The sequence below is a fragment of the Streptomyces sp. NPDC037013 genome, from assembly GCF_055607265.1.
Window position 1 is genome coordinate 69,045 of the sequence record NZ_JBVJRV010000004.1, and the last position, 22,944, is coordinate 91,988.

Here is a 22,944-nt window from a genome sequence, read left to right on the forward strand (position 1 = left end):
CGCGCACGGTGACAGAGCTGGTGCACGGAAGCCGGGGAGAAAACGGGGGAAGCCGTCAGGATTCCGTCGGTTCCCCGTGGGTGCGCACGGTGCTGAGGATCTTCATCACCGTCTTCTCGGGTATCTCGCCGGGCACGCCCCTGGCGCCGTAGAGGTTCCACGAGACGTAATCACCGGCGGAGTTCTTGAAGCCGAAGGTGATCGCCTTGCCGTCCGACGCGCACTTGCCCCGCTGGGGGGTGCCCTCGGACCGGGCGCGGGCGATGCTGCCCTTCAGCCCCGACCTGGTGGTGTACGGCTCGGCCTCGTCGTCGTTGGTGAAGCTCTTCTTGTCCGGCTGGGTGTATCCGGCGTAGACCCACCAGCCGACCTGGTTGACCGCGACCTCGGCGGTGTTCTTCGCGCCCTGGGCGCCCTTGGTGCCCGCGGCGGCGAGTTCGTGGTCCTCGGTCCTGCCGTCCTTGTCCTCGTCGTCGACGCACCACGCGGGCCGCAGGTACGCGGGGGCCGACATGGTCATCAGCGGCTTGCCGGTCTTGTGGTCCTCGAAGGCGAGCGCCGTGTCGGGGTCCCTCACCTGCCACTCCGGCGGCACGTCGAAGGCGGTGCCCCACTTGGGGTTCACCACGACGTGCCAGCCCTTGATGGTCGGCTTCAGGGCGGCGTCCGCCCCGCGCCCGCCGTCACCGTCGGGTGAACCGGCCGTCGGGTCCGGCTTGCGGGAGCCCGTCGCCGCGGGGGAGCCGGCCGCGGTGTCCTTGCCGCCTCCGTCGTCACCACGGTCGGCCAGGAGCAGGAACCCCGTCACACCGGCGGCCACGACCACGGCGGCGGCCGCCACCAGCGGCACGACCTTCCGCTTGCCGCCGCTCCGGCCGCCGCCCGGGCCGGGCGCCTGCGGCCCGCCGACCGGCGCGGTCGGGGCGTTCCAGTGCGCCTGCCCGCCGGGCGGCACCGGCTGGCCGTGGGGGCCGGGTGCCTGATGTCCCTGCTGCTGATAAGGGTTCGGCTGCTGGTAGGGGTTCGGCTGCTGGTACCCCGGCTGCCGGTACGGGTTCTGACTCTGGTCCTGCGGGTTCTGCTCGCCCCCGGGCGGCTGCTCTCCTGGCCACATGGCGGGCAACGATACGGGGATGATCACGCACGATCGCAGCCGCCCCCGCGAGGGGGCGGCCCGGCCGTCCGGCGCGCCCGCTCAGTCCTCGGAGACCCGGTACTCGCGCACCGTCGCCAGGATCTTCTTCACCGTGGCGTCCGGGAGTTCGCCCTTGACGCCCTTCGCGCCGTGCAGCGACCAGGAGACGAATTCGCCCCCGGAGTCCTTGAAGGCGAACACCGTCGCCTTGCCGTCCGAGTCGCACTTGTCCCGTTTGTCGGCACCGGACGAACTCGCGCTCACCAGGCTGCCCTTGATGCCCGACTTCGTGGTGTACGTCTCCGTCGGACCGGTGGTGACCTTCTTCCGGTCCGGCTGGGTGTACGCGCCGTAGACCCAGTTGGTCGCGTCGTGCCGCGCGATCTCCTCGGTGCTCCTGGCTCCCCGGTTGCCCCGGGTGCCCGCGGCCGCCAGCGCCGTCTCGTCCTCGGTGCCGTCCCGGTCGTCGTCGCTCACGCACCACTTCTCCTTGAAGTAGGCGGGGGCGGCGTACGCGACGAGGAAATCGGCCGTCTCGTCATCGGCGTCCTTGGCGTCGACGACTCCGCCGGCCCAGTCCCGCGACTCCAGGGTCCACTCGGCGGGCACGTCGAAGGCGAGGCCGCGCTTGGGGTTCACGACGACCTTCCAGCCGGGCACGGTCGGCTCGGGCACGCCGTCCCCGGTACGTGCGTTCGCGTCGTCGGAGCGGCTCGGCGACGGCGAGCCGGAGGCCGTCGGGTCCGGCTTCGCGGAGTCGTCCTTGTCGCCGCCGAGAAGGAGTGCTCCGGTGACACCCGCGGCCACCACGACGGCGCCCGCGGCGATCAGGGCGATCAGCCGGGTCCGATTGCGGTTGCCACCCCCGCTCCCGTTGCCGCTGCCGTCGCCGCCGCGCGGCGGCTCGGGTGCCGGGTGCTGCGGGCCGCCGCCGGGCATGGTCGGCGCGTTCCACGGTGCCTGCTGCCCGTAGGGGCCGGGCTGCGGCTGCGACTGCTGGTACCCGGGCTGGTGGTACGGGTTCTGCCCCGGTCCGACCCCCTGGGGTTGCCCCTGACCCGGACCCTGATTCTGCCCCGGCCCCTGGTCCCGCTGGTTCTGCTCGCCCCCGGGCGGCTGCTGTCCTTGCCACATGGGCGTCAACCATAGGCGACGGTGATCCACAGGGCGGATGGCCCTGGCCAAGGAACGCTACCCGTGGGTAACATCGCGGCCATGAGCGCAGACCAGATGTCGATCGGCGAGATGCTCGCCGCCACGGTTCCGATGGCCCGGACCCTGAACCTCGAGTTCCGGGAGACCGCGCCGGACAGGGCCGTGGTCGCCCTGCCCGACCAGAGCGACTACCACAACCACGTCGGCGGCCCGCACGCCGGCGCCATGTTCACGCTGGGCGAGTCGGCGAGCGGCGCCATCGTCCTCGCCGCGTTCGGGGCGGAGCTCTCGCGGGCCGTGCCGCTCGCCGTCAGCGCCGAGATCGCGTACAAGAAGCTGGCGATGGGCCCCGTGACGGCCACCGCGACGCTCGGCCGCCCGGCCGCCGATGTGGTTGCCGACCTCGACGCGGGCAAGCGCCCCGAGTTCCCGGTCGCCGTCGAGATCCGGCGCGAGGACGGCACCGTGACCGGCGAGATGACGGTCGTCTGGACGCTGCGGCCCAACAACCCCAGCTGAACCTCGGCACGCGAACGGGCCGGACGCGCAGCGATGCGCGCCCGGCCCGTTTCCGTTTCGCTTCTTGTTCAACTTATTGACACGAGTCATCCACGGCCATAGTTTTCCCGCCGCCACACCCGGTGCCTAACGGTGTATCAACTCCGCTCTGTCGCATAGTGCGTTCAAAGGGCGAACGTCGACCCGCCATTGGCACGTGTACACGCTTCGCTTCGCACAGTCGTGTTTCGCGCACAAGGCACAGAAGGAAGTGACGGCTCATGTCCGACTCCGTGTCCCGGCGGTCAGCTCTCAGGCTGGTCGGCGGTGCGATCTCCGTGGCCGCCGCGGCCACCGCCGGTGTGGCGGTGCCCTCGCACACGGCCGCCCGCACCAGACAGGGGCCCGGCGCGGGCCCGCGCGTCGAATCCCTCGTCGGGAAGCTGACGCTCGACGAGAAGATCTCCCTGCTGCACGGCGCGACCGACCCGAAGAGCCTCGGCCAGGCGGGGTACGTCCCCGGGGTGCCGCGCCTGGGGATCCCGCCGCTGCGGCTCGCCGACGGCCCCGCGGGCGTCCGCGTCGCGGCCCGCGCCACCGCCCTGCCCGCCCCCGTCCTGCTCGCCTCCGCCTTCGACCCGGCCCTGGCCCGCCGCTACGGCCAGGTCATCGGCCGCGAGGGGCGCGCCCTCGAGCAGGACGTGCTGCTCTCGCCGATGGTCAACCTCATCCGCACCCCGTACGCGGGCCGCAACTTCGAGACCTTCGGCGAGGACCCGCTGCTCGCCGCCGACATGGTGTCCGCGGAGATCAAGGGCATTCAGGACGAGGGCCTCATCGCGACCGTCAAGCACTTCGCCCTGAACAACCAGGAGAAGGACCGCATGTCGATCGACGTGCGCGCCGACGAGCGGACCATGCACGAGACGGAGCTACGGGGCTTCGAGGCGGCCGTCGCCGCCGGCACCGGCGCCGTCATGGGCGCGTACAACAAGGTCAACGGCACCTTCGCCTGCGAGAACAAGACGCTGCTCAGCGACATCCTGCGCGAGCGCTGGGGCTTCGACGGATGGGTGATGACCGACTGGTTCGCCCAGCACAGCACCGCCGCCGCCCTCGCCGCCGGCCTCGACATGGAGATGCCCGACGACGCCTACTTCGGGGCCGCCCTGAAGAGGGCCGTCAGGAACGGCAGCGTCCCCGAGGCGCAGGTCGACCGCTCGGTGCGCCGGATCCTCGGCGTCATGGACCGTTTCGGACTGCTCGACGGCAGCGCGCCCCGGCGTCCGCGACGCGACCCCGAGCGGGGTGCGGCCGTCGCCCTGGAAGTCGCCAAGGCGGGTGCCACCCTACTGCGGAACAAGCACCACGCCCTGCCGCTGACCGGCCGCGCCGCCCGCGACCTCGCCGTCATCGGACCCACGGGCCGCCACCCGTTCGTCAGCGGCGGCGGCAGCGCCCATGTCGTCCCCGACCGGGCGGACAGCCCGCTCGACGCCATCACCGCCCGCGCCGGACGCCACGCCGACGTCAAGTACGCGCTGGGGGAGGACCTCTACGGCAAGGCCATTCCGCGGCACCTGCTCACCCCCGGTCTCGCCACGGAGGGCCAGCAGGTCGCCGCGGGCAAGAAGTGGACGTACGAGGGGACGCTGACGCCCGACGAGCCGGACGAGTGGACGCTCGTCATCCACTACTCCGGCGACCGCCCCAAGGTCGAGCTGGACGGCACCGAGCTGTACCCGACACTGCCGGGCGTCGGCGAGTACTTCTCGGGCGGCCTCGTCTCCACCGCACCCGACGGGCTCAACGTGCGCCGCGCGACGCTGCGGCTGACCCCGGACGGGCACCGGCTGAAGATCACCGCGAAGGGCGGCGACAAGGGCCAGGTCTTCCGGCTCCGGCGCGTCACCGGCGCCACCCGCGCCGCGGACGTCGCCCAGGCGGTCCGCACGGCGCGCGCCGCGCACGGCGTGATCCTCTTCGCGTACGAGGACGCCACCGAGGGCCAGGACCGCACGACCGTCGCCCTCCCCGGCCACCAGGAGGCGCTGATCAGAGCGGTGACCGCCGCCAACCCGCGTACCACCGTGGTCCTCAACACCTCGTCGGCCACCTCCATGCCGTGGCTGGAGCGCACCGCCGCCGTGCTGCAGATGTACTACCCCGGCCAGGAGGGCGCGGCCGCCACCGCCGCCGTCCTGTTCGGCGACTGCGACCCCGGCGGCCGGCTCACCCAGTCCTTCCCGGTCGACGACGACCACCACCCGATGGCGGGCGACCCGCGCCGCTACCCGGGCGTAGACGGCGTCGAGGAGTACTCGGAGGGCATCCACGTCGGCTACCGCTGGTACGACGCCGAAGGGGTGCGGCCGCTCTTCCCCTTCGGGCACGGCCTCTCGTACACCACCTTCGCCTACCGCGACCTGTCCGTCCGCACCTCGGGCCGGGGCGTGGACGTGACCTTCACCGTGCGCAACACCGGCAGGCGGGACGGCATCACCGTCGCGCAGGTGTACCTCGGACCCTCGCCCGACCTGCCGCTGACGCAGGCCGAGCGGGCACTCGCCGGCTACCGGCGGCTCGCGCTGCGGGCGGGCGAACGGCGGCGCGTCACCGTCCACGTCGACGCGCGGGCCCTGTCGGCGTGGGACATCGCACGCCACGACTGGGTGCGCGGCACCGGCCGGCGCACCGTCCACGTGGGCACATCGGCGCGCGAGCTCGTCCTCTCCGGCACCACCGTCATCAAGGGAGGCCGCTCATGAACCGCCGAAGCGGCGGCAGGGGGAGGGGAGGGCGGATACGCCGCGCCGTGTCGGCCGCCGCCGTCCTCGCGGCGGCCGCCGCGGCCGCCCTCGTGCCGCTCCCCGCCCAGGCAGGGAGCGACCCCGGGGGCGACAGCACCCTCGTACGCACGGACACGGGCTGGCTCCGCGGCGAAACCACCGCCGAGGGGCGGCAGTTCCTCGGCATCCCCTACGCCCGGCAACCCGTCGGGCGCCTGCGGTGGAAGGAGCCGCGCCCCGCGCAGGCCTGGCGCGGCGTGCGACGGGCCACGGAGTTCGGCAACCACTGCGTGCAGTCCGCGAGTTGGGACCCCGGCTATGAGAACCCCAGCCACACCGAGGACTGCCTCGACCTCAACGTCTACACACCGAAGGGGCGGACCGCGCACCGTCCCGTGATGGTGTGGCTGCACGGGGGCGGACTGGTCGCCGGCGCGGGCGACGACATCGTGCCCGACGCCTTCGCCCGGCAGACCGGCACCGTCGTCGTGACCGTCAACTACCGCCTCGGCGCCATGGGTTTCCTCGCCACCGGCGGCCTCGACGACGAGGCGTCCGACGGCGTATCCGGCAACTACGGGGTGCTCGACCAGCAGGCCGCGCTGCGCTGGGTGCGCGCCAACATCGGCGGCTTCGGCGGTGACTCGGGCCGCGTGACGATCGCGGGCGAATCCGCCGGTGGTCGCTCCGTCTGCACCCTGCTCGCCTCACCGACCGCCCGCGGCCTGTTCCGCGCGGGCATCGTGGAGAGCGGAGCGTACGGCGACTGCGCGGGCCGTGGACACCGCCAGGCGGTCGGCGACGGCACGGCCTTCGCGAAGAAGGCCGGCTGCCCGGAGCCACGGACCGCGCTCGCCTGTCTGCGCCGCAAACCGGCTGCGGACATCCTCGCCGCCCAGTCGGACGTCGACTGGGGACCGGTCGTGGGCGGCGCGTTCCTGCCGGTGCAGCCCGCGGAGGCGTACCGGAAGGGCGGCGCGGCACGCGTACCCGTGCTGAACGGCGCCAACAGCGACGAGGGCCGGCTCTTCGCCTTCGGGCAGTTCGACGGACGGGGCGAGCCGCTCACCGCCGAGCGGTACCCGGCGGCGCTCACCGAGGCGTACGGCCCCGAGCTCGGCCGCCGCGTTTTGAAGACGTACCCGCTCGCGGAGTACGCCTCGCCCACGCACGCCTACGCGGCGGCGACCGGCGACCGGATGTTCGCCTGCACGGCGCTGCGCATGGACCGGGCGCTCGCGGGCCGCGGCCCCGTCTACGCGTACGAGTTCGCGGACCGCACCTCGCCGCCCTTCGCGTCACTGCGCGAGCTCCACACGGACTTCGACTTCGGCGCGACCCACGTCAACGAAGTGCAGTACCTCTTCAAGCACTTCGGCCTCACCTCGCCGTTCGACGCCGGACAGCGGGCGCTGGCCCGCCAGATGGTCGGCTACTGGGGCTCCTTCATCCGCACCGGGGTGCCGCGCGCCGACGGCGGCCCCGACGCGCCCGACCAGCGCACCCGGCCCGGCCGGGTCCTCTCCCTGCGCACCGCGTCGGCGGGCGGGACCACGATCAGCACCATCGTGCACGCCGAGCACCGGTGCGGGCTCTGGGACGCCGTTCCGGCCGGATGAGCCCCTGCGGGTAGGCTGCCCGGCGTGCGCGACCGTGGGGGGAGCGCACGCCGGGCACACACACTTGGACCACGGGAGGAACCGGCGTTGCACGTTCAGGAGTGGCTGGAGCAGGTACCAGCCGTCAGCATCTACGCGCTGGTGGGCCTCGTCATCGGACTGGAGAGCCTGGGCATTCCGCTGCCCGGTGAGATCGTCCTGGTCTCCGCGGCGCTGCTCTCCTCCCAGCACGGTGACCTCAACCCGGTGATCCTCGGGGCGTGCGCCACCGTGGGTGCCATCGTCGGCGACTCCATCGGGTACGCCATCGGCCGCAAGGGCGGCCGGCCGCTGCTCGCCTGGCTGGAACGGAAGTTCCCCAAGCACTTCGGCGCCGCGAACGTGGCGACCGCCGAGCGGTCCTTCCAGAAGTGGGGCATGTGGGCGGTCTTCTTCGGCCGCTTCATCGCGCTGCTGCGCATCTTCGCGGGTCCGCTCGCGGGCGTCCTGCGCATGCCGTACTGGAAGTTCCTGATCGCCAACGTCCTCGGCGGCATCATCTGGGCCGGCGGCACCACCGCCGTCATCTACTACATCGGCGTGGTCGCCGAGGACTGGCTCAAGCGCTTCTCGTACGTGGGACTCGGCATCGCCGTGCTGATCGGCGTCGGATCGATGCTGTTCGTCAAGCGCCGGGCGAAGAAGGCGGCGGCCGAGATGGAGGCCGCCGGGGCGACGGCGGCCGACCCGGCACCGGTGCCCGCCGCCGACTGAACGACGGGACCGGGACCGGCCCCGGCCCCGGTCACTCCGTGGCGTGCGCGTCGCGGTGGGCCTTGGCCAGTTCCACGTACATCGTGCCGTTGAGGGTGATGCCCTCGCGCTCCTCGTCGGTGAGCGGCCTGCGCACCTTGGCGGGCACCCCGGCGACGAGCGACCCCGGCGGCACCCGCATCCCCTGCGGCACCAGGGCCTGGGCGGCCACCAGGGAGCCGGCGCCGATGACCGCGCCGTTGAGGACGGTGGCGCCCATGCCGATCAAGGAGTCGTCCTCGACGGTGCAGCCGTGCAGGACGGCGTTGTGGCCGACGGAGACGCGCTCGCCGATCGTGATCGGGAAGCCGGGGTCGACGTGCAGGCTGCAGTTGTCCTGGATGTTGCTGTCGGTGCCCACGACGATGGGGCCGCAGTCGGCCCGCAGCACCGCGCCGTACCAGGTGCTCGCACCGGCGTGCAGGGTCACCTCTCCGATCACGACGGAGGTCGGAGCGGTGAAGGCGTCCTGATCGATCTTCGGGTCCTTGCCGCCGATGCCGGTGATGAGTGGCTCGTGGCCCATCGACTCGCTCCCTCTTTCCGTGCTGCTACGTGGTGTCGCGCCTGACGGCACGGTACGGGACGGGGGTACGGGCGCCGCCGTGTGGGGTGAAGATCACAGGCCGTGGGCCTGCGGGGCACCGGGGCACTGAGTAACGTGAGCGCGTGCCGAAGAACAGGAACACGTTCTCATCCCTCGCCGCCGCGCCGCGCCGCCTGGCGCAGCGCGCCGTCCACGCGGGCTGGGAGTGGGTGCAGCGCACGGGCGCGGTGACCGCCGCGCACCCCGGGCGGCTGCGGTTCGGCGCGATCGGCGAAGGCACGAAGCTCGCCTTCCCGCAGGGCACGGTCTTCGGCGAGCCGTGGATCAGGATCGGCGACCACTGCATCGTCGGCCAGCACGTCACGCTCACCGCCGGCATGATGCCGGACCTCGACCTCGGACCCGAGCCGATCCTGTGCATCGGCAACGGCGTCGTGCTCGGCCGCGGCAGCCACGTCATCGCGGACACGACGGTCTCGATCGGCGACGACTGCTACTTCGGCCCGTACGTGTACGTGACGTCCACCAACCACTCCTACGACGACCCGCACACGCCCATCGGCAAGCAGTGGCCCCGCATGGACCCCGTCGAGATCGGCTCCGGCTGCTGGATAGGGACGGGCGCCGTGATCCTGCCCGGCGCCCGGATCGGCCGCAACGTGGTGGTCGCCGCCGGCGCCGTCGTCCGGGGTGAGGTCCCCGACCACGCGGTGGTGGCGGGGGCGCCGGCCCGGGTCGTACGCACCTGGGACGCCGACCACGGCTGGCAGCCGCCGCTGCGGACCCCCGCGCCGGTGCCGATACCCGACGGGGTCACGCCGGAACAGCTCATCGCCCTGGGGGAGTTGGGCGAGGGGTGAGGGGCGCCCGGCCCCACCGGATGCCTCGCCGCCGGGCCCGGACGGGCTCGACGCGGAACCGGCGCGGGCCGACCTCGCGGTACAGCGTGTTGGACCATCTGGGATGATCACGTGCACCGCGGTGCGGCTCGGTTCAGTATCGTGACCTCTGTCATCCGGAATTTGGACGGGAATGTGTCGGACCTCGATCAGCTGACCCAGTCGCTCGCGCGCAACCTCAAGCGGTACCGCAACGAACGGGGCTTCACCCTCGACGCCCTCGCGGCCCGCGCGGGCGTGAGCCGCGGCATGATCATCCAGATCGAGCAGGCCAGGACCAACCCGAGCGTCGGCATCACCGTGAAGATCGCCGACGCGCTGGGCATCGGCATCACCACCCTCCTCGACCGCGAGCAGGGTTCGCACGTCCGGATCGTGCCGCCGGAGCAGGCGGTGCGCATGTGGTCCACGGAGAGCGGGAGCAGCACCACGCTGCTGGTGGGGACCGAGGCGCGCGGACCGTTCGAGCTGTGGTCCTGGCATCTGATGCCCGGCGACGGCAGCGACTCCGACGCGCATCCGGCGGGCACCGTCGAGCTGCTGCACGTCGTCCGCGGAGAGCTGACGCTCGTCGTGGACGGCGCCGAGCACGCCGTGCCCGCGGGGACGGCGGCCACGTTCGAGGCGAACGTCCCGCACGGCTACCACAACCGGGGCGCCGAACCCGTCGAGATGACGATGTCGGTCTCGGTGCCGCCGGCCCACGCCGCCTCCCACTGACGGTCGCCGGATCCCGCGGCTGCCGGATCCCCGCGCCCCAGGCGCCTGTTACCGTGCCGCCATGCGTGCTCCCCTCGGTGATTTCGACGTCGTCAGCCCCGCTCCCGAAGCCCTGCACCTGCTCGTGCCGCCCGTCGCGGACGCCGTACGCGCCTGGAGCGGAGCCGTCCCGGCCGCCGAGCTGATCCACGTCGACACCGCGCCGGAGTGGGCCGACACCGCCACCTTCCTGGAGCACTACGGTCCCGAGCTTCTCGCCCAGTCCGCCAACTGCGTCGTCGTCGCGGGCAAGCGCGGCGGCGAGACCACCCTCGCCGCGTGCGTCGTCCTCTCCGGTACGCGCGTCGACGTCAACGGCGCGGTGCGCCGCCAACTCGGCGCGCGCAAGGCCTCGTTCGCCCCCATGGAGACGGCCACCGGCCAGACGGGCATGGAGTACGGCGGCATCACGCCGATCGGGCTGCCGGCCGCCTGGCCGCTGCTGATCGACGCCGCCGTGACGGACCTGCCCCACGTCCTGGTGGGCAGCGGCAGCCGACGCGGCAAACTCATCGTCCCGGGCAAGGCGCTGGCGGCTCTGCCGAACGCCGTCGTCATCGAGGGGCTTGGAGTGCCTGTCGAGGGCTGATCGGGTGCTCCGCGCTCACTCCTCCATGCCGCCCCGCTCCACCAGCTGACGTGCGATCACATTGCGCTGGATCTCGTTGGTGCCCTCGCCGACGAGCATCAACGGCGCGTCGCGGAAGTAGCGTTCGACGTCGAACTCCGTGGAGTACCCGTGGCCGCCATGGATGCGGACCGCGTCCAGGGCGACGCGCATGGCCGTCTCCGAAGCGAAGAGCTTGGCCATCCCCGCCTCCATGTCCACCCGGCGTCCCGCGTCGGCCTCGCGGGCGGCGTACAGGGTGAGCTGGCGCGCCGCGGTGAGCGAAGTGGCCATGTCCGCCAGGTAGTTGCCGATGGACTGGTGCCGCCAGATCGGCACGCCGAACGACTCGCGCTGCCGGGCGTAGCGCAGCGCGTCCTCGAACGCGGCGCGCCCCACCCCGAGCGCGCGGGCCGCGACCTGCAGCCGCCCCGTCTCCAGGCCCCGCATCATCTGCCCGAACCCCTTGCCCTCCACGCCGCCGAGCAGCGCGGTCGCCGGGGCGCGGTAGCCGTCGAAGGACAGCTCGCAGCTCTCCACGCCCTTGTAACCGAGCTTCGGCAGGTCGCGTGAGACGGTCAGGCCGGGCCCGTGCTCGACGAGCAGGACCGAGATGCCGCGGTGGCGTGGCTCGGCGTCCGGGTCCGTCTTGCAGAGCAGCGCGATCAGCTGGGAGCGCCGGGAGTTGGTGATCCACGTCTTAGCGCCGTGGACGACGTATGCGGAGCCGTCCTCGGAGCGGCGCGCCACCGTGCTCAGGGCCTGCAGGTCCGAGCCGCCGTCCGGTTCGGTCAGCGCCATCGTGGCCCGCACCTCTCCGGTGGCCATGCGGGGCAGCCAGCGGCTCCGCTGCTCGGGGGTGCCGTGGTGCACCAGCAGCTTGGTGACGACCGTGTGGCCGCCCATCGCTCCCGCCAGGCTCATCCAGCCGCGTGCGAGCTCCTCGGTGACCAGGACGAAGCAGGGCGTGGAGACGGGGTTTCCGCCGAACTCCTCGGGGACGGCGAGGCCGAAGACGCCGAGCTCCTTCATCCCCTCGATGAGGTCTTCGGGGTAGGTGTCGGAGTGCTCCAGCTCCCTGGCGACGGGCCTCACCCGGCGGTCGACGAAGTCCCGGACGGTCCTGACGACCAGCCGCTCCTCGGCCGGCAGGCCGTCGAGGGCGCTCACCGGCAGACCCCGTCCTCGCACAGCCGGGCGATGTCGTCAGGTCCGTGGCCGAGCTCGGCGAGGATGGCCCGCGTGTGCTCGCCCGCCTCCGGCACCGGGTCCATGCGCGGCGTCACCCCGGAGAGGACGGCGGGCGGCAGCAGGGCCTGCACGGGCTCCTCGGTCCCGGGGATCTGGATGTCCCGCCAGCGTCCGCGCTCGGTGAGGACGGGGTGGGCCAGGAAGTCGTGGACCGAGTTGACCCCGGCGTTGGCGATCCCCGTACGGTCGAGCAGCTCCATCGCCTCCTCGCTGCCGAGTTCCCCGAAGCGTACGGAGATGATCGTGTCGAGGGCGTCGCGGTGCGCCACCCGGTCGGCCCCGGTGGCGAAGCGCGGGTCGTCCGTCAGCTCGGGGCGGCCGAGGAACTCGCGGCAGAGCGCCGCCCATTCGCGTTCGTTCTGCACGGAGAGCAGCACGTCCTTCCCGTCGCCCGCGGTGAACGGGCCGTAGGGTGCGACCGTCGCGTGCCGGGCGCCGACGCGGGGCGGCTGGGTGCCGCCGTAGCGCGTGTAGTAGGCGGGCTGGCCCATCCACTCGGCGAGCGCGTCGAAGAGGGAGACCTCCACGGTGGGCGCGCGGCCGGTCGTCGCGCGCGTGAAGAGCGCGGAGAGGATGCCGCTGTACGCATACATGCCGCCTGCGATGTCGGCCACCGAGATGCCCGCGCGCGCGGCCTCGTCCGGGGTGCCGGTGAGCTGGAGCAGCCCGGTCTGGCACTGCACGAGCAGGTCGTACGCCTTACGCTCGGCCCAGGGCCCGTCCGTGCCGTAGCCGCTGACGGTGCAGGGGATCAGGGAGGGGTGGCGTTCCTGCAGCTCTCCGGCGCCCAGACCCATGCGGTCGGCGGCGCCGGGGGCGAGGTTCTGCACGAACACATCGGCCTCCGCGAGGAGTTGCTCCAGGATCTCCCTGCCACGCGCCGACTTGAGGTCGAGCGTGAGCGACTCCTTGGAACGGTTGAGCCAGACGAAATAGCTGGCCTGCCCGTGCACCGTCGTGTCGTAGCGGCGGGCGAAGTCACCGCCGCCGGGGCGCTCGACCTTGATGACCCGGGCCCCGAGGTCGGCGAGCTGCCGGGTGGCGAACGGCGCGGCGACGGCCTGCTCCAGGCTGACGACGGTGATACCGGTGAGGGGCAGGTGAGGGGGTGGAGGCATGCGGCGTTTGTACGGCCAAACACCGGGTGCGTCAATGAAGGGGCATGATCCGGGACAACACCGCGTACCAGGGAGAAGAGCCAGTGAAGCGTATCGGCATCATCGGAGTGGGCGAGATCGGCCGGGCCATGGTGGAGGGCCTGTGCGACGGCGGCGACGAGCCGCCCGAGGTGTTCCTCTCGCCGCGCGGCGCCCGCACCGCCGCGGAGCTCGCCGAGCGCCACCCGAGCGTGCGGGTGTGCGCCGACAACCAGGAAGTGGTGGACCGCGCCGAGTTGGTGTTCATCGCCGTACGGCGGCAGGACCGGCACGACGCCCTGGCCGGTCTGCGGGTGGACGGTGACAAGGTGGTCGTCAACGTGATGGCCGGGGTCACCGACGCCGAGCTGCGCCGCCTGCTCGCCACCGACGCCCCCCTGGTCCGGGCGATCCCTCTGCCGTCCATACGCGAACGCCGTTGCGTCACGGTGGTGTACCCCTCGCACCCGGAGACGGACGCCTTCTTCGAGCGGCTGGGCGGAGCCCTCCCCGTCGCCGACGAGGACGCCTTCAACGTCTTCTCCGCCCTGACGGGAACGCTGACCGCCCACTACTGGTACCTCGCCACCCTCACCTCATGGGCCGCCGGCCAGGGCATCCCCGCCGACGACGCCGACCGCTACGTCCGCGGGCTCTTCCAGGGCGTCGGCCGCGCCCTGGGCGACGAGAGCCGTACGCTGCGGCAGCTGGCCGCCGACCACGAGACCCCGAACGGCAGCAACGAACGCATCCGCACCACCTGGTTCGACCCGGCCAACGCGGACGCCCTCGGCAAGGCGCTCGACGGGCTGCTCGCCGACCTGACGTAGGGACTGGACCATCCCCGATGCCCCGCCGCCCCGTCGCTCGCGGGGGCCGTGGCTCACTGCGGCTTGAGCCGCCCGGAACCGGTGGAGCCCCGTACCACCAGCTCCGGCATGAAGACGAACTCCCCGTTCGGTGCGGGCGTCCCGCCGATCTCCTCGAGCAGCGCCCGGACCGCGGCCTGGCCCATCGCCTGCACCGGCTGGCGGATCGTGGTCAGCGGCGGATCGGTGAACGCGATCAGCGGGGAGTCGTCGAAGCCGACCACGGAAATGTCCCGGGGCACGGACAGTCCCAGGTCGCGGGCGGCCCGGATGGCGCCGAGCGCCATCATGTCGCTGGCGCAGACGACGGCCGTGCAGCCGCGGTTGATGAGCGTGGTCGCCGCGGCCTGGCCGCCCTCCAGGGTGTAGAGGGAGTGCTGGACCAGCTCCGCCGACTCCTCGACGCTCAGGGCGAGATGCTCCTGGAGTCCCAGCTGGAAGCCCTCGATCTTGCGGACCACGGGGACGAACCGCTTGGGGCCGACCGCGAGTCCGATCCGGGTGTGGCCGAGCGACGTCAGGTGCGTGACGGCGAGGCGCACGGCGGCGCGGTCGTCCGTGGAGACGAACGGGGCGGCCACCTGCGGGGAGAAGCCGTTGACCAGGACGTAGGGGACGCCCTGGCCGCGCAGCGTGTCGTAACGCCCCATGTCGGCGGTGGTGTCGGCGTGCAGGCCGGAGACGAAGATGATGCCGCTGACCCCGCGGTCGACCAGCATCTCGGTGAGTTCGTCCTCGGTGGAGCCGCCGGGGGTCTGTGTCGCGAGCACCGGGGTGTACCCCTGGCGCGTCAGCGCCTGCGCGATGACCTGGGCGAAGGCCGGGAAGATCGGGTTGTCCAGCTCGGGCGTGATGAGGCCGATGAGGCCCTCGCTGCGCCGCCGCAGCCGTACGGGGCGTTCGTACCCGAGGACGTCGAGGGCGGCGAGCACCGCCTCACGGGTGGCGGCGGCCACCCCGGGCTTGCCGTTGAGGACGCGGCTCACGGTGGCTTCACTGACCCCCGCGTGGGCTGCGATGTCGACAAGCCGTGCGGTCATGGCACTGGACTGTACCTGTCATCGCAGGGATTGCACACCGCTCCTGAAAGCTTGCGGAAAGTGCCGTCTTGCAAGAGTCTTGCAGCCGGATTCAGCCCACTCGGCAGGGCCGGTCCCGCCCCCACGCCGCGCAGGTGTCCAAAGATCCGCAGCCCACGGCGGTGTCAAGCGCGGGTGCGGCAACGGTAAGGACACGCAGATGTAACGATCGCCGGTGCTTGCAGAAATTTACCGCAAGCTCTTTCGGCAAGATTCCGACGCTGTTACGTTCCTGGCAACCCGGCGCCGCGTCGAGAGCGGCCAGCAGGAGGCACCTCTCCGTCTCCCCGTGATTCCGGGATCAGTTGAAGGAGTTCACATGCGGCGTGGCATAGCGGCCACCGGGCTGATCGCGGCCCTGGCCCTGACGGCGGCAGCGTGCGGGGGCGACGACGGGGGCAGCGGTGGCAAGAAGGGCTCGGGGAAGCTCTCCGGCACCGTCACCTTCTGGGACACCTCGAACGACGCCGAGAAGGGCGCGTACAAGAAGATCGCCGAGGGGTTCGAGAAGCTGCACCCGGACGTCGACGTCAAATACGTGAACGTCCCGTTCGGTGAGGCCAACGCCAAGTTCAAGAACGCCGCGGGCGGCAACTCCGGCGCACCGGACGTGATGCGCACCGAGGTCGCCTGGACCCAGGACTTCGCCTCGCTCGGCTACCTCGCCCCGCTCGACGGCACCGTCGCGCTCGACAAGGCGGACGACTACCTCCCGCAGGCCGCGGCGAGCACGAAGTTCAAGGGCAAGACCTACGCGGCGCCCCAGACCATCGACACCCTCGCGCTCTTCTACAACAAGAAGATGCTCCAGAAGGCCGGCGTCGAGGTGCCGAAGACCTTCGACGAGGTGAAGTCCGCCGCGAAGAAGATCAGTTCGAAGACCGGCAAGACCGGCCTGTACCTGCGCGGCGACGACCCGTACTACTACCTCCCGTACCTCTACGGAGAGGGCGGCGACCTCCTGGACACCAAGAAGAAGAAGGTCACCGTCGACGACCCCGAGGGCGCCAAGGCGTTCTCGGTGATGAAGGACCTGGTCGACTCCAAGGCTGCCGTCACCGACGCGAGCGACGGCTACAACAACCAGCTCAACGCCTTCAAGGACGGCGACGTCGCGATGGCGCTCGACGGGCCCTGGTCCATCGAAGGCGCCCTGAAGGGCAAGCAGTTCGCGTCCGACAAGGGCAACCTCGGCGTCGCCCCGGCCCCCGCCGGCAGCGTCCGCCAGGGCGCCCCGCAGGGCGGCTGGAACCTCGCCGCGTACGCCGGGTCCGGCAACCTCGACGCGGCCTACGAGTTCATCAGGTACATGAGCTCCGCCAAGGTGCAGCAGCAGACCACCGAACAGCTGAGCCTGCTGCCGACCCGCACCTCCGTCTACGACGTGAAGTCCGTCAAGGACAACCAGATGGTGCAGTTCTTCAAGCCCGCCGTCGCCAAGTCCGTGCAGCGGCCGTGGATCCCCGAGGCCAACGCGCTCTTCGAGCCGATCCGGCTGCAGATGGAGAAGGTGCTCAGCGGCAAGTCCTCGCCCGAGAAGGGCGCCGAGGCCATCGGCGACGCCTACCGCAAGCTCCTCAAGGACTACAAGTAAGAGGGAGGGCCGACCGCCCCATGGCTGTCGAGACCGGCCAGTCGGTGGCGAAGGCCGCGGATGCCAGGAGCATCCGCGGCCGCGGCCGCCGGCCCGCCAAGAACCCGGGACGGCTGCGCAGGACGCTGGCCACCCACTGGTACGCGTGGGCCATGGTCGCCCCCGTGGTGATCGTGATCGGCGTGATCGTCGGCTATCCGCTGGTGCGCGGCGTCTACCTGTCGACGACCGACGCCAACGAGGCGAACGTCGAACGGCACATCGGCGTCAACGACATCCCGGCCACCTACAAGTCCGTGGGCCTCGACAACTACCGGTCGATCCTTTCGGACGGCGTCTTCTGGGACCGGCTCACCTGGACCGTGGTGTGGACCGTCTCCTGCGTCGCGCTCTCCTTCGCGCTCGGCCTCGTCCTCGCCACCATGCTCAACCGCCGGTTCGCGGGCCGCTCCTTCTACCGGATGGCGCTGATCCTGCCCTGGGCGGTGCCCGCCTTCGTCTCCGTCTTCACCTGGCGGCTGCTCTTCAACGAGAAGAAGGGCATCCTCAACAAGATCCTCGAAGGCGGCGGCATCGACGCCGTCCCGTGGCTCAACGACCCGATGTGGGCGAAGATCTCGGTGATCACCGTCAACGTATGGCTCGGTGTGCCGTTCATGCTGGTGGCCATGCTCGGCGGCCTGCAGTCCATCCCCGGCGAGCTGTACGAGGCCGCCGAGATGGACGGCGCCAACGCCTGGCAGCGGTTTTGCCACATCACCCTGCCGGGGCTGCGCACCGTCGCGAGCACGGTGATCCTGATCAGCGGCATCTGGACCTTCAACATGTTCCCCGTCATCTTCCTGCTGACCAGGGGCGGTCCGGGTGACGCCACCGAGATCCTGGTGACGTACGCCTACCGGCTCTCGTTCGTCGTCAGCCCCCGCGACTTCGCGGGCTCCGCGGCCTGGGGCGTGCTCATCCTCGCCCTCCTGTCGATCATCGCGGTGGCCTACCGCCGCGCGCTCCGCAAGCAGGGAGAAGTGTGGTGACCACCCCGACCGAAGCCGAGGAATCCAAGCGGAGGACGCGGCCGCGCGGCGAGCGCGGGCCGCTCGCCTCCCTGGGGCTGCACCTGACGCTGCTGCTGGCGAGCGCCATCGCCGTGGGCCCGCCGCTGTGGCTCCTGGTCACCTCGTTCAAGCCGGAGAGCGAGGCCTTCTCCACCGACCTGGTCAAGGACTTCACCCTCGGCAACTACGAACACGTCCTGTACGACACGGAGTTCCCCAACTGGCTCCTGAACTCCCTGGTCGTGGTGGGCCTGACCACAATCATCGGCGTCTTCATCTCGGCGACGACCGGCTACGCGGTGAGCCGGTTCAAGTTCCCCGGCATGCGACCGCTGATGTGGCTGCTCCTGATCACCCAGATGTTCCCGGTCGCGGTCCTCATCGTGCCCCTGTACAACCTGCTGGCGAGCCTCGGCCTGCTCAACCAGCCCGTCGGCCTCGTCGTCACCTATCTGACGATCGCCGTGCCGTTCTGCGCCTGGATGATGAAGGGGTACTTCGACACCATCCCGGTCGAGATCGACGAGGCCGGGCGGGTGGACGGACTCAACCCGTTCGGCACCTTCTGGCGGCTCATCGTGCCGCTCGCCAAGCCGGGGCTCGCCGTCACCGGGTTCTACAGCTTCATCACCGGCTGGGCCGAGGTCGCCTACGCCTCCGCCTTCATGACCGGCGAGGAGAACCTCACGCTCGCGGGCGGCCTGCAGACCTTCGTCAACCAGTACACCAGCGACTGGGGCTCGCTGACCGCATCCGCCGTGATCGTCGCGGTGCCCGCCGCCGTCATCTTCGGCTTCGCCCAGCGCCACCTCGTCTCGGGCCTGACCGCGGGCGCGACCAAGTCCTGAGGCGTCCCGGCACCCCGTGACCGCCGCGGCGCGCACGCCCTGCCGGCGGCGCCGGACCGACACCGTCCGGCGCCACCCCCACCACACTCGATCCCCAGGGAAGACATGACCCAGCACCTCGCTGCCCCTGCCGCCCCCACCACCGAGACGCACACGGACTGGTGGCGCGGCGCGGTGATCTACCAGGTGTACCCGCGCAGCTTCGCCGACGGCAACGGCGACGGCATGGGCGACCTGGCGGGCATCCGCAGCCGGCTGCCGTACCTCAGGGACCTCGGCGTCGACGCCGTCTGGCTCAGCCCGTTCTACGCCTCGCCGCAGGCCGACGCCGGCTACGACGTCGCCGACTACCGGGCCATCGACCCCATGTTCGGCACCCTCCTCGACGCCGACGCGGTCATCCGTGACGCCCACGGACTGGGCCTGCGCATCATCGTGGACCTGGTGCCCAACCACTCGTCGGACCGCCACGACTGGTTCCGGCGCGCGCTCCGTGAGGGGCCCGGCTCCCCGCTGCGCGAGCGCTACCACTTCCGCCCCGGCAAGGGCGCCGACGGCGAACTCCCGCCCAACGACTGGGAGTCCATCTTCGGCGGGCCCGCCTGGACGCGCGTCCCCGACGGCGAGTGGTACCTCCACCTCTTCGCGCCCGAGCAGCCCGACCTCAACTGGGAACACCCCGCAGTCCGGGACGAGTTCCGCTCCATCCTGCGGTTCTGGCTCGACATGGGCGTCGACGGATTCCGGGTCGACGTCGCGCACGGCCTGGTCAAGGCGGCCGGCCTGCCCGACATCGGCAGCGGCGACCAGCTCAAGCTGCTCGGCAACGACGTCATGCCCTTCTTCGACCAGGACGGCGTCCACGAGATCTACCGCAGCTGGCGGCGGGTCCTCGAGGAGTACGCGGGCGACCGCATCCTGGTCGCCGAGGCGTGGACGCCGACCATCGAACGCTCGGCCCACTACGTGCGGCCCGACGAGATGCACCAGGCCTTCAACTTCCAGTACCTCGGCACCTCGTGGGACGCCGCGGAGCTGCGCGAGGTCATCGACGCCTCCCTGGACGCGATGCGGCCCGTGGGCGCGCCCGCCACCTGGGTCCTCTCCAACCACGACGTGACCCGGCACGCCACCCGCCTCGCCAACCCGCCGGGACTCGGCACCCAGCTGCGCACCGCGGGCGACCGCGAGCTCGGCCTGCGCCGTGCCCGCGCCGCGACCCTGCTCATGCTGGCCCTGCCCGGCTCCGCCTACCTGTACCAGGGCGAGGAACTCGGCCTGCCCGACGTCACCGACCTGCCCGACGAGGCGCGCCAGGACCCGTCCTTCCACCGCGCCGACGGCCAGGACGGCTTCCGGGACGGGTGCCGGGTGCCCATCCCGTGGACCACGGACGGATCGTCGTACGGCTTCGGCACGGGCGGCAGCTGGCTCCCGCAGCCGGACGGCTGGGGCAAGCTCAGCGTGCAGGCACAGACCGGCGACCCCGGCTCGACCCTGGAGCTGTACCGCAGCGCCCTCGCCGTGCGCCGCACGGAGCCGGGGCTCGGCGAGGGGGAGGCCGTCGAGTGGCTCGACGCGCCCGACGGCGTGCTCGCCTTCGCCCGCGACGGCTTCGTCTGCACCGTGAACACCACGGCGAGGGCGGTCCGGATCCCGGCGCCCGGCCGCGTCCTGCTCGCCTCCGCCGGGACGGAGGTCGTCGACGGAGCCGTGCTGCTGCCCGCCGACACCACCGTGTGGTGGGCGGTGTGACGTACGCCCCGGTGCCGCGGGACGCCCACCGGGGCGGCCCGCGGCTCCTGGACATCGCGGCCCAGGCCGGCGTCAGCGAGGCCACCGCGAGCCGGGTGCTCAACGGCAAGGCGGGCGTCGCTGCGGGCACCAGACGCCGGGTCCTCGCCGCTCTCGACGTCCTCGGCTACGAGCGTCCGGTACGGCTGAAGCGGCGCAGCGCCGGGCTGGTCGGCCTGGTCATCCCCGAGCTGACCAACCCGATCTTCCCCGCCTTCGCGCAGGCCATCGAGCAGCTCCTCGCCGGGCACGGCTACACCCCGATGCTCTGCACGCAGATGCCGGGCGGCGCCACCGAGGACGAGCTGGTCGAGCAGTTGGAGGACCGCGGGGTCAGCGGCATCATCTTCCTCTCGGGGCTGCACGCCGACCTGACCGCCGACACCGCGCGCTACCGCGAACTGGTCCACCGCAAGGTGCCGTTCGTCCTCGTCAACGGCTACAACGAGGCCATCCCGGTCTCCTTCGTCTCGCCCGACGACCGCGCGGCCGTGCGGATGGCGGTGCGTCACCTCGTCGACCTCGGGCACGAGCGGATCGGCCTGGCGATCGGCCCGACCCGGTACGTCCCTTCGCTGCGCAAGGCGGAAGGGTTCGCGTCGGCGCTGCACGGCATGCTCGGCCTGGCACGGGAGGAGGCCGAACAGCTGGTGCAGCGCACCCTGTTCAGCGTGGAGGGCGGACAGGCCGCGGCCGGCGCCCTGCTCGACCAGGGCTGCACGGCGATGGTCTGCGGCAGCGACCTGATGGCGCTCGGCGCCGTCAGGACGGTGCGCGAGCGCGGCCTCAGCGTGCCCGGCGACGTCTCCGTGGTCGGCTTCGACGACTCCCAGCTCATCGCCTTCACGGACCCGCCGCTGACCACGGTGCGCCAGCCCGTGCACGCGATGGCGGCCGCCGCGGTGGGCGCGCTCCTGGAGGAGATCGACGGAAACCCGGTACAGCGCACGGAGTTCGTCTTCCAGCCGGAGCTGGTCGTACGGGGATCCACGGCGTGTTGTCCGGGGTGTGTCCAGAGGGTTGACCCGACGTAAAGGCCGCCATACGGTCCAACTCGCAACGAGTTTCGATGACTTGCTGCAAGAGCCTTCAACGTCGGGAGGTCCCCCCATGACAGGCCGAACCACCAGGCACCGCAGATCCGTCGCGACCGCGCTCGCCCTGCTGGCGGGTGTCGCGGGCGGCGTCGCCGCCGCCCCGGGCGCCCAGGCCGCCCCGCCCGGCGTCAAGGACGTCACCGCCGTCCTCTTCGAGTGGAACTTCTCGTCGGTGGCGAGGGCCTGCACCGACCGGCTGGGCCCGGACGGCTACGGATACGTGCAGGTGTCGCCGCCACAGGAACGAATCCAGGGCACCCCCTGGTGGACCGCGTACCAGCCCGTCAGCTACAAGATCAGCAGCCGGCTCGGCGACCGCGCGGCCTTCAAGAACATGGTGGACACCTGCCACTCCGCCGGGGTGAAGGTCGTCACCGACGCGGTCATCAACCACATGACCAGCGGCTCCGGCACCGGCTCCGCGGGCTCGGTCTTCTCCAAGTACGACTACCCGGGCACGTACTCGGCGGCCGACATGGACGACTGCAAGGCCGACATCACCGACTACCGGGACCGCTGGAACGTCCAGCACTGCGAACTGGGCGGCCTCGCCGACCTGGACACCGGCGAGGAGTACGTGCGCGGCCGGATCGCCCGGTACCTGAACGACCTCCTCTCGCTGGGCGTCGACGGCTTCCGCATCGACGCGGCCAAGCACATCCCCGTGGAGGACCTGAAGAACATCAGGTCACGGCTGACCGACCCGGGCGTCTACTGGAAGCAGGAGACGCTGTACGGGGCGGGCGAGGCCGTCTCCCCGGACGAGTACACCGCGACCGGCGACGCGCAGGAGTTCCGCTACGCCTGGGACCTGAAGCGGGTCTTCAAGGACGAGAAGCTCGCCTACCTGAAGAACTACGGCGAGGGCTGGGGCTACCTGCCGAGCGGCTCGGCGGCGGTCCTCGTCACCAACCACGACACCGAACGCCACGGCCAGACCCTCTCCTACAAGGACGGCGCCGACTACACCCTCGCGCACGTCTTCATGCTGGCCTGGCCCTACGGGGCACCGGACGTCCACTCCGGATACGAGTTCAGTGACGCGGACGCCGGTCCGCCCAACGGCGGCCAGGTGAAGGCCTGTTACAGCGACGGCTGGAAGTGCCAGCACGCCTGGCCGGAGATCCGCGCCATGGTCAAGTTCCGCAACACGGCGGGCCGCGCGCCCGTCACCGACTGGTGGGACAACGGCAACGACGCCATCGCCTTCGGCCGCGGCGACAAGGCGTACGTCGTCATCAACCACGAGGGCTCCACCCTCAACCGCACCTTCCGGACGTCCCTGCCCGCGGGGACCTACTGCGACGTGCAGAGCGGCCGCAGGGTCGGCGTGGACGGCTCCGGCAGGTTCACCGCGTCCGTCGCCCCGAACACCGCTCTCGCGCTGCGCGTCGGGGCCAAGGGCTGCTGACCGGGCCCCCCAG

General features: G+C 71.6%; 19 protein-coding genes and 1 pseudogene. 14 read left to right on the plus strand and 6 right to left on the minus strand.

Features of this window, described 5'->3' with window-relative positions; all coding sequences use genetic code 11:
- Positions 1-55 precede the first annotated feature (55 nt).
- Both ACZ7DY_RS14870 and ACZ7DY_RS14875 read right to left on the minus strand, forming a co-directional pair.
- A complete protein-coding gene (locus tag ACZ7DY_RS14870) occupies positions 56-1,114 on the minus strand; it encodes a DUF8017 domain-containing protein (RefSeq protein ID WP_471134770.1) in 1,059 nt (352 codons plus the stop codon).
- An 81-nt stretch (positions 1,115-1,195) separates the two neighbouring features.
- Positions 1,196-2,269 carry a DUF8017 domain-containing protein gene (locus tag ACZ7DY_RS14875; protein ID WP_471134772.1) on the minus strand — a complete coding sequence of 358 codons (1,074 nt, stop codon included), beginning with the start codon at positions 2,267-2,269 and terminating at the stop codon, positions 1,196-1,198.
- 96 nt (positions 2,270-2,365) lie between these two features.
- On the opposite strand from ACZ7DY_RS14875, the gene ACZ7DY_RS14880 reads away from it, so the two are divergent.
- From ACZ7DY_RS14880 to ACZ7DY_RS14895, 4 genes are all read left to right on the plus strand, one after another.
- Positions 2,366-2,809 carry a DUF4442 domain-containing protein gene (locus ACZ7DY_RS14880; RefSeq protein ID WP_471136653.1) on the plus strand — a complete coding sequence of 148 codons (444 nt, stop codon included), beginning with the start codon at positions 2,366-2,368 and terminating at the stop codon, positions 2,807-2,809.
- 260 nt (positions 2,810-3,069) lie between these two features.
- The gene (locus ACZ7DY_RS14885) at positions 3,070-5,556 is read left to right on the plus strand and encodes a beta-glucosidase (RefSeq protein WP_471134774.1); all 2,487 of its coding nucleotides are present in this window, start codon (positions 3,070-3,072) and stop codon (positions 5,554-5,556) included.
- Positions 5,553-7,196 (plus strand): carboxylesterase/lipase family protein, encoded by a 1,644-nt coding sequence (locus ACZ7DY_RS14890; RefSeq protein ID WP_471134776.1) that lies wholly within the window; start codon positions 5,553-5,555, stop codon positions 7,194-7,196. Before ACZ7DY_RS14885 ends, ACZ7DY_RS14890 begins: the two co-directional genes overlap by 4 nt.
- A gap of 87 nt (positions 7,197-7,283) precedes the next feature.
- Positions 7,284-7,949: a DedA family protein gene (locus tag ACZ7DY_RS14895; protein WP_471134778.1), complete on the plus strand. Its 666-nt coding sequence runs from the start codon at positions 7,284-7,286 to the stop codon at positions 7,947-7,949.
- A 31-nt stretch (positions 7,950-7,980) separates the two neighbouring features.
- Here the strand turns inward: ACZ7DY_RS14895 and ACZ7DY_RS14900 are convergent, their stop codons facing one another.
- Entirely contained in the window at positions 7,981-8,514 is a 534-nt protein-coding gene (locus ACZ7DY_RS14900) for a gamma carbonic anhydrase family protein (protein ID WP_471134781.1), read from the minus strand.
- A gap of 143 nt (positions 8,515-8,657) precedes the next feature.
- Here ACZ7DY_RS14900 and ACZ7DY_RS14905 point away from each other — a divergent pair, with 143 nt between their 5' ends.
- The 3 genes from ACZ7DY_RS14905 to ACZ7DY_RS14915 all read left to right on the plus strand — a co-directional run bounded on the left by ACZ7DY_RS14905 (position 8,658) and on the right by ACZ7DY_RS14915 (position 10,782).
- Positions 8,658-9,395 (plus strand): acyltransferase, encoded by a 738-nt coding sequence (locus ACZ7DY_RS14905; protein ID WP_471134784.1) that lies wholly within the window; start codon positions 8,658-8,660, stop codon positions 9,393-9,395.
- 174 nt (positions 9,396-9,569) lie between these two features.
- Positions 9,570-10,154, plus strand: coding sequence for a helix-turn-helix domain-containing protein (locus tag ACZ7DY_RS14910; protein WP_471134785.1), 585 nt, complete (start codon positions 9,570-9,572; stop codon positions 10,152-10,154).
- A gap of 61 nt (positions 10,155-10,215) precedes the next feature.
- On the plus strand, positions 10,216-10,782 hold the full coding sequence (locus ACZ7DY_RS14915) for a YbaK/EbsC family protein (RefSeq protein WP_471134788.1): 567 nt from the start codon (positions 10,216-10,218) through the stop codon (positions 10,780-10,782).
- 15 nt (positions 10,783-10,797) lie between these two features.
- Here ACZ7DY_RS14915 and ACZ7DY_RS14920 read toward each other — a convergent pair whose 3' ends face one another.
- Positions 10,798-11,970, minus strand: a complete 1,173-nt coding sequence (locus ACZ7DY_RS14920; protein WP_471134790.1) for an acyl-CoA dehydrogenase family protein — start codon at positions 11,968-11,970, stop codon at positions 10,798-10,800.
- Positions 11,967-13,169 (minus strand): CaiB/BaiF CoA transferase family protein, encoded by a 1,203-nt coding sequence (locus tag ACZ7DY_RS14925; protein WP_471134793.1) that lies wholly within the window; start codon positions 13,167-13,169, stop codon positions 11,967-11,969. The genes ACZ7DY_RS14920 and ACZ7DY_RS14925 overlap by 4 nt, the downstream gene beginning before the upstream one ends.
- A gap of 83 nt (positions 13,170-13,252) precedes the next feature.
- On the opposite strand from ACZ7DY_RS14925, the gene ACZ7DY_RS14930 reads away from it, so the two are divergent.
- On the plus strand, positions 13,253-14,017 hold the full coding sequence (locus ACZ7DY_RS14930) for an NAD(P)-binding domain-containing protein (RefSeq protein WP_471134795.1): 765 nt from the start codon (positions 13,253-13,255) through the stop codon (positions 14,015-14,017).
- 53 nt (positions 14,018-14,070) lie between these two features.
- Here the strand turns inward: ACZ7DY_RS14930 and ACZ7DY_RS14935 are convergent, their stop codons facing one another.
- Positions 14,071-15,096, minus strand: coding sequence for a LacI family DNA-binding transcriptional regulator (locus tag ACZ7DY_RS14935; RefSeq protein WP_471134798.1), 1,026 nt, complete (start codon positions 15,094-15,096; stop codon positions 14,071-14,073).
- A 358-nt stretch (positions 15,097-15,454) separates the two neighbouring features.
- Here ACZ7DY_RS14935 and ACZ7DY_RS14940 point away from each other — a divergent pair, with 358 nt between their 5' ends.
- From ACZ7DY_RS14940 to ACZ7DY_RS14965, 6 genes and pseudogenes are all read left to right on the plus strand, one after another.
- Positions 15,455-16,729 carry an extracellular solute-binding protein gene (locus ACZ7DY_RS14940; protein WP_471134801.1) on the plus strand — a complete coding sequence of 425 codons (1,275 nt, stop codon included), beginning with the start codon at positions 15,455-15,457 and terminating at the stop codon, positions 16,727-16,729.
- Between the two features lie 20 nt (positions 16,730-16,749).
- On the plus strand, positions 16,750-17,760 hold the full coding sequence (locus ACZ7DY_RS14945) for a carbohydrate ABC transporter permease (protein WP_471134804.1): 1,011 nt from the start codon (positions 16,750-16,752) through the stop codon (positions 17,758-17,760).
- Positions 17,757-18,629, plus strand: a complete 873-nt coding sequence (locus tag ACZ7DY_RS14950; protein WP_471134806.1) for a sugar ABC transporter permease — start codon at positions 17,757-17,759, stop codon at positions 18,627-18,629. Before ACZ7DY_RS14945 ends, ACZ7DY_RS14950 begins: the two co-directional genes overlap by 4 nt.
- Positions 18,630-18,734: 105 nt before the next feature.
- A complete protein-coding gene (locus tag ACZ7DY_RS14955; RefSeq protein WP_471134809.1) occupies positions 18,735-20,384 on the plus strand; it encodes a glycoside hydrolase family 13 protein in 1,650 nt (549 codons plus the stop codon).
- Positions 20,372-21,457: a LacI family DNA-binding transcriptional regulator gene (locus ACZ7DY_RS14960; RefSeq protein WP_471134812.1), complete on the plus strand. Its 1,086-nt coding sequence runs from the start codon at positions 20,372-20,374 to the stop codon at positions 21,455-21,457. Before ACZ7DY_RS14955 ends, ACZ7DY_RS14960 begins: the two co-directional genes overlap by 13 nt.
- A 76-nt stretch (positions 21,458-21,533) precedes the next feature.
- Positions 21,534-22,928 (plus strand): annotated as a pseudogene (locus ACZ7DY_RS14965) (alpha-amylase); the annotation flags it as partial.
- Positions 22,929-22,944: the final 16 nt, after the last annotated feature.